This window comes from Nocardia sp. 2TAF39 (assembly GCF_052114905.1).
GTDB lineage: Bacteria > Actinomycetota > Actinomycetes > Mycobacteriales > Mycobacteriaceae > Nocardia.
In genome coordinates, this window is sequence record NZ_JBFRFQ010000089.1 from 1 (window position 1) to 10,051 (window position 10,051).

6 protein-coding genes and 1 pseudogene are annotated in these 10,051 nt (G+C 65.7%); 2 read left to right on the forward strand and 5 right to left on the reverse strand.

The genetic code is table 11. The features are described from left to right. Positions 1-495: 495 nt before the first annotated feature. Positions 496-1,386, reverse strand: coding sequence for an oxidoreductase (locus AB4Z47_RS30065; RefSeq protein ID WP_441955994.1), 891 nt, complete (start codon positions 1,384-1,386; stop codon positions 496-498). Positions 1,387-1,482: 96 nt separating this feature from the next. On the opposite strand from AB4Z47_RS30065, the gene AB4Z47_RS30070 reads away from it, so the two are divergent. Beyond that, positions 1,483-2,055 carry a TetR/AcrR family transcriptional regulator gene (locus tag AB4Z47_RS30070; RefSeq protein WP_441955996.1) on the forward strand — a complete coding sequence of 191 codons (573 nt, stop codon included), beginning with the start codon at positions 1,483-1,485 and terminating at the stop codon, positions 2,053-2,055. 12 nt (positions 2,056-2,067) lie between these two features. On the opposite strand, the gene AB4Z47_RS30075 is transcribed toward AB4Z47_RS30070, so the two are convergent. From AB4Z47_RS30075 to AB4Z47_RS30090, 4 genes are all read right to left on the reverse strand, one after another. After that, the gene (locus tag AB4Z47_RS30075) at positions 2,068-4,272 is read right to left on the reverse strand and encodes an elongation factor G-like protein EF-G2 (protein ID WP_441955998.1); all 2,205 of its coding nucleotides are present in this window, start codon (positions 4,270-4,272) and stop codon (positions 2,068-2,070) included. Between the two features lie 96 nt (positions 4,273-4,368). Next, a complete protein-coding gene (locus tag AB4Z47_RS30080) occupies positions 4,369-5,883 on the reverse strand; it encodes a serine hydrolase domain-containing protein (protein WP_441956000.1) in 1,515 nt (504 codons plus the stop codon). Between the two features lie 44 nt (positions 5,884-5,927). Continuing rightward, positions 5,928-7,352: a WGR domain-containing protein gene (locus tag AB4Z47_RS30085; RefSeq protein ID WP_441956001.1), complete on the reverse strand. Its 1,425-nt coding sequence runs from the start codon at positions 7,350-7,352 to the stop codon at positions 5,928-5,930. Positions 7,353-7,747: 395 nt separating this feature from the next. After that, the gene (locus AB4Z47_RS30090; RefSeq protein ID WP_441956003.1) at positions 7,748-8,230 is read right to left on the reverse strand and encodes a MarR family winged helix-turn-helix transcriptional regulator; all 483 of its coding nucleotides are present in this window, start codon (positions 8,228-8,230) and stop codon (positions 7,748-7,750) included. A gap of 72 nt (positions 8,231-8,302) precedes the next feature. On the opposite strand from AB4Z47_RS30090, the pseudogene AB4Z47_RS30095 reads away from it, so the two are divergent. Next, positions 8,303-9,751, forward strand: a pseudogene (locus AB4Z47_RS30095) (MFS transporter); the annotation flags it as partial. Between the last annotated feature and the right edge of the window lie 300 nt (positions 9,752-10,051).

A 10,051-nucleotide genomic window follows, 5' to 3' on the forward strand; every position in this document is an offset into this window, starting at 1 on the left:
CGCGTTGCCGCGCTGGAGAAAGACGTCYGCGCCTGGATCACCAACTGGAACGAGAACCCCAAACCCTTCGTCTGGCGCAAAACAGCCGAGGAAATCCTCGACTCCCTAGCGAAATATATGGCGAAAATTTCGGGACCGACACACTAGTTGTGCGGTCGAGACGCCTGTCCGGTTCGCCGACGACCGCGGCAGCCTCCTCCTGCATTTGCCTCGGTATTGCGTGCCAGTGGTGTGATCGCGTCAATAAGATAAGGTGGCGTTGAAATGTGAGGGGCCGGAAAGATTTGGCACAGCGGTGGTTTTGTTTCGCAGGTCGGCGCACCACTCGAAAATGCGTTACCACAGCTCGGCCGTCCAGTCAGCTCGCCAACTCGTCGTCCGCACGATGGGCGTCGGCGACGGTGATTGGGCTCGACGCGATTAATTACTGTAATCACAGATTCGCACCAGCCCATCGTGGCCCGCGGCGGTATCCGGCAAGCAGTGCTGTGGCGGTCAGCTGAGGTACTGCACGCCGGTAAGTCGCTCGGACGCAATCCAGAGTCCGGCTTGCCGTTCGCGGTCGCGCGCACGGCTGCTGGATTGCACTGTGGTGGGAAAACCCTGGATCTCGAAAAGCCCGGCAGGACCGTAGTATTCGCCACCCATTGCCGTGAGGTCGGTGGCCGCGCGCAATGTAGGGAGCGAGCCCATAGCGGGTGTGCGCCCGAATAGACGGGCTACCGCCGAGTTCGGCAGACGTAACAGTGCGGGAGAGTAGCGAAAGATCTCGCTACTCGCGCCACCGGGATGCGCCGCAAGGGCGATCGCGGCGCTCCCGGACAAGCGGCGATCGAGTTCGTAAGTGAACAGGAGATTCGCGAGTTTGGATTTGCCGTAGGCGTTTCCGCGAGCCGCGGCCGGGTCGCCGGCATCGATTCGTCCGAATCGATGGCCGATGCTGCTGACCGTGACGACGCGAGCGCCCGGAACGTCGGCGAGTCGATCGAGCAATAGTCCGGTGAAGGCGAAATGGCCGAGATGGTTGATGCCGAACTGGATCTCGAAGCCATCTTCGGTGTGGCCGGACCGGCCGGTCACACCCGCGTTGTTGATCAGAAGGTCGATCCGGTCGTACCGACTACGAATTTCGTCGGCCGACTTGTGGACCGAGGCCAGCGAGTTCAGATCGAGCTGCACCGTCTCGACAACGGCTGCTCTGGCCGATTCGGCGATCCGCTCCGCTGCTGCTTGGGCTCTATCGGGATTCCGGCAGGCCAATAACACCGTCGCGCCCCGCGCGGCCAACGCCCGCGCGGTCTCGAACCCGATACCGGTGTTGGCCCCGGTAACCACTGCGACCCGGCCGCGCTGATCGGGGATGTCGTCCTCGGTCCACTTGCTCACGTCTTACTCCTAACATGAATGACTCGTTCACTATTAAAGTGAACCAGTAGTTCATGTTCTGTGCAAGTCTCCACCGAGCGATAGGGTGACCCCGACATGACCGGACAACCCAGACGCCGAGCCGACGCCCAACGGAACCGCGAAGCAATCCTCGACGCAGCCCGAGCTCTTATCCTGGTCCGAGGCCCGGCCATCGGCATGGACGACATCGCCGCCGCGGCAGGCGTGGCGGTCGGCACCCTCTACCGTCACTTCCCGGCTAAGAAAGACCTGGTCGAGGCAATCGTGATCGAGTTGTCGACGGTGATCACCGAATACCTCGAAGGGGCGCTCGCCAGGGTGCGATCAGGGAAGTCTGCCGCACTCGACGAACTTGTCGAACTGCTGCGCCGAGTGGTGATCGATATGCGTCAGGAGCGGTTGCTGCGCTACGCGGTCACCGATCTCGCCGAGGATTCGCTGCGTGAGGCCCGAGCACAGGGCCGGCGCGCGGTGGCTACGTTGATCGCCGCCGCCCATAAAGATCGGGCGCTGTATGCGGATGTGACAGTCGACGATGTGATCTTGCTGCTCGACACGTCGCCAAACGGCGGAATGGTGAAAGGTGCAGAACAAGAACGTTGGTTGGTGCTGGCCCGACGGGCGCTCGCGCCTGATCGAGAGGCATGACATGGCGCACGGTCAGGCGCGGGCTTTTTCCCCGCGCACCGTGGCCGCCAGCTGATCGGGCATCGGTTCATGCCGCACATAGGTCCGCGAGAAATCGCCGGACCCGTGCGAGAGAGACCGCAGATCGATCGCGTAGCGGCTGAGCTCGAGTTCCGGCACCTCCGCGTGGATTCGAGTCCGCCCGGTGCTGTGCGGTTCGGTGCCGAGAACCCGGCCGCGCCGACCGGACAAGTCGCTCAAGACCGGCCCGACGTACTCGTCGGCGACGACGACCCAGACCTCGGCGAGCGGCTCGAGGAGAGCGATCCCCGCCGCGGCGGCTGCTTCCCGCAGGGCGAGCGCACCCGCGGTCTGGAACGCGGCGTCGGAGGAATCGACCGAGTGAGCTTTGCCGTCGTACAACGTGACTCGCACATCGACCAGCGGATGTCCCGCTGCCACACCCCGCCCGGCCTGGGCGCGGACACCCTTCTCCACCGACGGAATGAACTGCCGTGGAACGACTCCGCCGACCACCTTGTCGACGAACTCGATTCCGGAACCACCGGGCAGCGGCTCGACCTCGATCTCGCACACGGCGTACTGCCCGTGACCTCCGGACTGTTTGACATGCCTGCCACGCCCGGTTGCTTTGCCCGCGAACGTCTCTCGCAGCGCGACCCGGTGCTCGATCACGTCGACCTGCACGCCGAACCGAGTCCGCAAGCGCTCCAGTGCGACGTCACGATGCGCCTCGCCGAGGCACCACAGGACGAGCTGACCGGTCTGACTGTTGTGCTCGAGCCGCACGGCTGGGTCTTCGGCCGCCAGGCGGGCCAGGCTCTGCGACAGCTTGTCCTCGTCAGCCTTGCTGCGCGCGTGAATAGCTATGGGCAGCAACGGATCCGGCATCGTCCACGGCTCGATCAGCAGGGGAGTGCCGGTGGCCGACAGGGTGTCGCCGGTTTCGGCGCGGCTGAGCTTGGTGACGTAGACGATGTCTCCCGCGATGGCCTGACCGAGCGGGCGTTGCTGTTTGCCGAAGGGGGAGGAGATCGCGCCGATCCGCTCGTCCACGTCATGGCTCTCGTGGCCGCGGACTTCGAGGCCGTGGCCGCAGACGTGCACTGTGTCGTCGGGGTGCAGCGTTCCGGAGAAGACGCGTACCAGGGAGACCCGGCCGACATACGGGTCGGAGGCGGTGCGGATCACCTCTGCCGCGAGTTCGCCGGCCGGGTCGCAGTCGAGCCGGTGCGGGCTCGCGCCATTGGTGGCGGTGACGGCCGAGACCTCGTGCTCGGCGGGCGTCGGGAAGCCTCCGGTGATGAGATCGAGCAGTTCCACCGTGCCAAGTCCCTGTTTGGCGCCTTCTGGAGCAGGAGCGGCGAACAGGACCGGATGGAAGCTGCCCCGCGCGACGGCCCGCTCCAGATCTGTGACCAGCGTTTCGAGGCTTATCTCCTCGCCCTCGAGGTAACGCTCCATCAGGGATTCGTCTTCGCTTTCCGCGATGATGCCCTCGATGAGCCGGTTGCGTGCTTCCGCCAAATCAGGAAGTTGCTGGGGGGAGGGTTCGCCCTGAACCTCTTCGCCGGAAGAATAGTCGCCGACGCAGTTCGGTAGCAGTTCGACCATTCCGGTGACCGGACGGTGGCCGTCCGGGCCCTTCGGCCCGTACACCGGAAGATGCAGCGGCAGAATGGTTTCCGACGATCCGCCGCCGAGTACTGTCCGGCAGGTCTCGGTCATCTCGTCGAATTCGTCCCGCGCGGTATCCAGGTGGGTGATCACGATGGCACGCGGCATGCCGACCGCTGCGCACTCTTCCCACAGCGCTCTGGTCGCGCCCGCGATGCCCTCCGCACCCTCGGCCGCGGAGATGACGAACAACGCCGCGTCGGCCGCGCGCAGCCCCGCCCGTAGCTCACCCACGAAATCGGCATAGCCGGGCGTGTCCAGGAGGTTGATCTTCATTCCCGCCCACGCCACCGGCACCACCGACAACTGCACCGACCGGTGCTGCCGATGCTCGATCTCGTCGTAATCCGACAGCGAGGTGCCGTCCTCCACCCGCCCGGCCCGGTTCACGGCCCGCGCGGTGAGCGCCATAGCCTCCACCAGCGTGGTCTTTCCCGACCCGCTGTGGCCGACGAGCACTACATTCCGGATTTGCTCCGGCCGGTCTGCCGCCGGCCCCCTACTGTTGCCCGTGGCAGATCCGTTCGCTTTGTCCACCATGTGTCCCGCTCCCTTGCCGGCACCTGAGGTATATCCACCTTCCCACCGGCGGTCACTTCTCGTCCACGGATCGGCGGATCAGGTCGAGGAAGATCGTCAGACGCAGGCCGTCGAGGTCTTGTCGGCGAGGTTGGCGCAGGCCCATGAGGTGTCGATGCGCCAAGATCCGTCGCGGACGACGAAGGGGAGGGTCATCGGACGGACGCCGTTCGGGCCCGTGATGGTGGTCGTCGCGAGAAGCTGGCCGGGGCCCAATTCGGTCACCCTGGTCACCCGCATGGTCACCGAGTACCGTGCGAAGGCCGAGGCGAGGCGAGTGAGCAGCTCCGGGTCTTTGTCGTCGCCCGCGACTCGCAGCGCCTTCTCAGCCGCCGGAACGGCCGGGTCGAGCGCTCGCTGGAGCTGGTCGTCGAGTTCGGCGACGGTGGGGACGGGCGGGTTCGGTGGCGCGTTGTTCTGCGTGCCGGGCACGGTGCCCGGATACAGCTGCCGGACGACGGCGAACCAGATCGTCGCGGCCACGGCCCCGAGCAGGTCGGGCGGGGTCGTGTACTGGTTCACCGCGACCGCCAGGCCCACGTTCTTCTCCGGCAGATAGCCCATTTGCGTGGTATAGCCGAGCACCGCGCCGTTGTGACCGATCCACTGGCCGAATTGCGTGAGGCCGAGTCCGTAGTGCAGGTCGCCGGTGAACTGGGTCCTGGACTGGAATGTCTCCGGTTTCAACAGGTCGCCGCGGCCGAGTAAGCGTGCGTATTCGGCGAGGTCGGAGATGGTCGACACCATCGTGCCGGCGGCGCCGAAAATCGCCGGGGTGTTGCGCGTGGTGACGTCGGTAGGGGCTTCGTCGAAGTAGGAGTAACCGCGGCTCTCGGGGGCGGGCAGGGAGGCTTCGGTGGGGTAGGTCGTGTCGTCCAGCCCGTGGGCGGCGACCACGTCATTGACCACTTCGTGAACCGGCTTCCCGAAGACCTTTTCGAGAACGAGCCCCAGCAGATAGAACTCCGAGTTGGAGTATGTCGTTTCGGTGCGGGGTGGCGTGGCTTTCTCGGGGTGGGCGATGATCGCGCGCAGCCGGTCGCCTTCATGCCATTCGGCGGTCGGGGTCTTCGAGATCACCTGTTCCGCGAACGCCGGGTCGCCGTCGAGGTCCCAGACGCCGCCGCGCATTCCGAGCAGATCTCGGATGGTGATGGTGTTCCCATTGGGGACACCCGGGACGTACCGCGCCAGAACATCGTCCAGGGACAGCTTGCCTTCGTCGGCTGCTCGCAGCACGGCGGTCGCGGTGAACGTCTTGCTGACACTGCCGATCCGGACGTGGTCCGCCACGTCCATGGGCCGTCCGGATGCGAGATCGGCTGTGCCGTAGGCCCTGATGAATGTGCCACGCTCGGGATCGATCACAGCGACCAGCGCGCCGGGAACCAGGCTCGCATCCATGCGCGGCCGCACGATTCGATCGACCCGGTCGGCTACGTTCGCCGGAAACGCCTGATCGCCTCCGTGATCGGCCCCGCACCCGACGAGCAAGGCCGCCGCGGTAGCCAAGGTCAACCCGATCGCGCCGAATCTTCTGAGCGGTCTACCCGCTGCGTACAAGTACCTCATTGCAAACCTCGAGTCAGGGTACGCCGGAAGGCTTCTCGCAGCGGTCAGCTCAACTGGCGGATTTCCCCGCGGACCCGGTAGAAACCGCCGCGCGCGGACTCGGACACGCCGTCGACCACGTAACGAGTGCCAGGGCGGCGAATATCCTTGGGAAACTGGACATTCCATTCGTGTTTGTAACCGGAGGAAACGACGTGCACGCGCAGGGCGCGGCCGTGGTTCACGCATTCCACGATGACGCCGGTCCCGGCGTCGGACGTCACTTCGACGGTGTTGCTGGGCATCACGGCCGAGATCTCGGGCGCTTTCACCGATACCGTCGCGGGCAACACGCCCTGCTCGGCGTTGCGGATGGCGGCTTCGCTGACATCGAGGCAGGCCAGGGCGCCGGTGGTGGTGACCAGGTACAGCTTGTCGTCGTGGTACTGCATGGAATAGGCCGAGCCGCAGCCGGTAGCCAGCTTCCACAGGCGGTTTCCGGCCGCGTCGAAGCAGTACACCGAGGAGAAGGTGTCGCCGGCAAAGATGTAGCGGCCGTCGGGTGAGGTGGCGCAGGAGAAGACCGCGGCATCGCACTGGTAGGTGTGCTCGGCCCGGCCGCTCTTGGTCACCATGCGGACCTGGTTGTGGCTGGTGCCGGCGTAGACGGCGTCGGCTTCCTGCCAGCCGAACAGTACGCCGCCGCCGGTGTCGGCTTGCCACAGAGCGTTTCCGTTGTCCAGGTCGTATTTGGTGACGCCATCGGAATGCCCGTGGTAGACGCCATTCGGGTCGATGCGCACCATCCATCCCGAGTCGCCGATGCTGCGCCTGCTCCACAGTGACTCTTCTTCGTAGTCGATCACGGTGATGCCTCCTTGGCGGTCGGAGACACCGAGGATGCCGTCGTGGATGTCGAGCCAGTAGATGTCGACATCGGTCGCGATGTCGTACGCGGCCCGCGGCACCTTGCCGGACAGGTCGTAGACGCGCCCGTCATCGCAGCCGGCGTAAATCCAGAAGTCATCGGCCACAATGCATTTGACCGCGTCCGGTAGCCGGTAGCGGCCGGTGACCACGCCGGCCGGGGTCAGGGTGAACACTTCACCGTTCTCGTTACCCACCCAGCAGCGGCGCTCGTCGACGAAGATGCCGAAGGCGGCGGCGCCGGAGTCGAAGCTCCACAGCACGGGCGCGGACTTTGCGGTGGAGCGCCCGCTGCTGATCGCCCGCCGGGTCACGGGACGCTTTGCTCGCGCACCCAGCACCGCTGGGATATAGCCCTTGCGGACCTTCTCGCCGACCTTCTTGGCGGCGGCCGCCTGCGCCTTCTCCTCGGTGGCGAAGGAACTGACCTTGGTCTGCCCCTGCTCCCCGATACGGCCGAAACGGACACTCACCTGAGTGCCTGCGACGACTACCTCATAGAACTTGTGCGCGGAACCGCTGTCTTCGGACAGTTCGAGATAGGTGGTGCCCCCGGTTGTCATAGCTCGCCTCGCCTGCTTCCGTCAGATCAGAACACAACGAAACCTAGCAAGGGGCACCGACATCGGTACGCCGCTGCTCGAACGCAGTGGTGATCCGCTGCCTGTGGCGCCGAGACGAGATGTCCAGCGGCCGAATTCGTCTGCAGCGTGCGCGGATTCGCGGAGCATCGGCATGAGTCCGAACGCTCGGGACGGTCGCCGGCCCGGATGTGGTCGCTACACAGCTGTGCGCCGACGGCATCGGCCGGGCGACGAAATCGGCCAGGGGGAGACGTCTTCCGCCCCCGTCGCTCAGATGGTGCAACGCGGAGCTCGCCCCCATCCAACGCTGCGTTCCTTGGCAACGGCACGTGTGGCGGGCGACATCGTCCGAAGTGTCCGCGGTGCGGGAGCGCCTAACGGGCGCCCGGCGGACACGGCGACTGATGGTCCTCGATCCGCTCGACCGATTCGTTGAACCGCGCGACGAGTCTGCTCATCTGATCGATGTCCGCGCCGGACCACTCGGCGACCACGGCGCCGATTTCACCGCGGCGCTGCTCGCGATCGGCGGCGAGCAGCTCGAGGCCCTTGTCGCTGGCCCGGACTTTGGGCGCGACTCCGCCGTACGGATCCGGCACGCGCTGCACGAGTCCGCGCTCGAGCATCGCGGCCACCTGCCGGTTGATGGTGGAGACATCCAGCCGGAAGGACTCGGCGAGCTCGCGCAGGTTGAGCGATGAGTCGATCTCCAGGCGGGTCAGGATCGAGTACGCCGAACGGTCGAGCCGAAAGCCGGTGCGCCGCCGTAACGATGCGGAGAAGTGCCACGAGAGCAGAGCCAACTCGAAGGCGAGCCGATTGAGGACTGTGCGCCCCGCAGGACCGGATTCGGACATGGCTCCCACTATGTCGAGCGTGTATTCCTGTACTGAATTGTGCATGATGCACGTCATATGTATCGTACATATGTGACTGTTGCTGTCGACGCGTCTTCGACCGTCTCTGGTTCCGACGACCGGCGCCGTCCCGCGCCGGCTTTCCTCATTGCGACACTCGGCGTGGTCGGAGTCGTGGTCTCGCTCATGCAGACCCTGGTCATTCCGATCATTCCGTCGTTGCCCACCCTGCTGAGCACCTCGGCGTCCAATGCGTCCTGGGTGGTGACGGCTACGCTGCTGGCCGGTGCGGTGTCGACTCCGATCAGTGGCCGTCTCGGCGACATGTTCGGCAAGCGTCGGATTCTGTTCGCGAATCTCGTGTTGTTGATTGTCGGTTCGGTGGTCTGTGCGTCGTTCTCCGAGCTGGTGCCCGAGATCGTCGGTCGCTCGTTGCAGGGTTTGGCGGTCGGCGCGATCCCGCTGGGTATCAGCATCATGCGCGACGAGCTGCCTGCCGAGCGTGTGGGTTCCGCGATGGCGATCATGAGCGCGACGCTCGGTGTCGGTGGTGCGGTCGGTCTGCCGGTCGCGGCGGCGATCGCGCAGAACGCGGACTGGCACGTGCTGTTCTGGACCTCGGCCGGGCTCGGTGTTCTTTGTGCCGCATTGGTTTTCGTGTTCGTGCCGGAATCGCCGGTGCGCACGCCCGCGCGGTTCGACTTCGGTGGCGCGGTCGGTCTGTCGGTGGCGCTGCTCGCGTTGCTCGTCGCAATCACCAAGGGTGCGGACTGGGGCTGGGCCAGCGCCCGCATTCTGATCCTGTTCGCGGTGTCGGTGGTGGTGTTCCTCGGCTGGGGTTTCTTCGAACTGCGGCAGCGCTCGCCGCTGGTGGACCTGCGCGTCTCGGCGCGGCCGAGGGTGCTGTTCACCAACGTGGCCTCGGTCGCCGTGGGGTTCTCGCTCTACGGTATGTCGCTGACCTTTCCGCAGCTGCTGATGGCGCCGGAGCGGACCGGGTACGGCTTCGGGTTGTCTATGGTCAGCGCCGGATTGGCGCTCGCGCCGACAGGTTTCGTGATGATGCTGCTCTCGCCGGTGTCGGCGCGACTGTCGGCGAGCCGAGGTCCGAAGGTGACCCTCGCGCTCGGCTCCGCGGTGATCGCCGTCGGCTACCTGTGCGCGGTGGTGCTGATGAACAGCGTCTGGGAAATCATGCTCGCGGGGGTGATCGTGGCAGGTGGTGTCGGTTTGGCATACGCGGCGATGCCCGCGCTGATCATGGGTGCGGTACCGATCACCGAGACCGCTGCGGCTAATGGCCTGAACTCGCTGATGCGCTCGATCGGCACCTCGACCTCGTCGGCCGTGATGAGTGTGGTGTTGGCACACATGACGATATCGCTGGGCGGGCACGTGTTACCGTCCCGCGACGGGTTCCACACCACCTTTTTTATCGCCATGGCGGGGGCCGTGGTAGCGATCGTGCTAACGGCCTGCATCCCGATGGGGAAGGCGAAAGCGCAGGTCTTGCCCGAGCCCGCGGCAGAGCCGGTGCTCGCCACGGCGGTCGGGCTCTTGTCCGGGTCCGAGCCCGAGCTCGAACCGGAGCCGGTGCTCGCCGGGGCGGGCAGGCACGCGTCGGTCGAGCGGAATGGTCATGGTGRGTATCGGGTCGGTGTKTCGTCGGAGKCYGTGCTGCCCAGCGCCGAGTTGTCCGGGTCGGATGTCGATGGTGGGTCGTTGGGTGGTCGGATCGGTCGTGAGGATGGTCGTGCGGTGTCGGGTGCGGTGTTGACGTTGATCGATCAGCGTGGTCATCAGGTGGCGCGGGCGACGGGG

What these genes read in the sequence shown, in the direction of transcription:
- AB4Z47_RS30070 (WP_441955996.1), top strand. Translation starts at nt 1,483, where the DNA reads ATGACCGGACAACCCAGACGCCGAGCCGACGCCCAACGGAACCGCGAA.
- AB4Z47_RS30075 (WP_441955998.1), bottom strand. Translation starts at nt 4,272, where the DNA reads ATGGTGGACAAAGCGAACGGATCTGCCACGGGCAACAGTAGGGGGCCG.
- AB4Z47_RS30080 (WP_441956000.1), bottom strand. Translation starts at nt 5,883, where the DNA reads ATGAGGTACTTGTACGCAGCGGGTAGACCGCTCAGAAGATTCGGCGCG.
- AB4Z47_RS30085 (WP_441956001.1), bottom strand. Translation starts at nt 7,352, where the DNA reads ATGACAACCGGGGGCACCACCTATCTCGAACTGTCCGAAGACAGCGGT.
- AB4Z47_RS30090 (WP_441956003.1), bottom strand. Translation starts at nt 8,230, where the DNA reads ATGTCCGAATCCGGTCCTGCGGGGCGCACAGTCCTCAATCGGCTCGCC.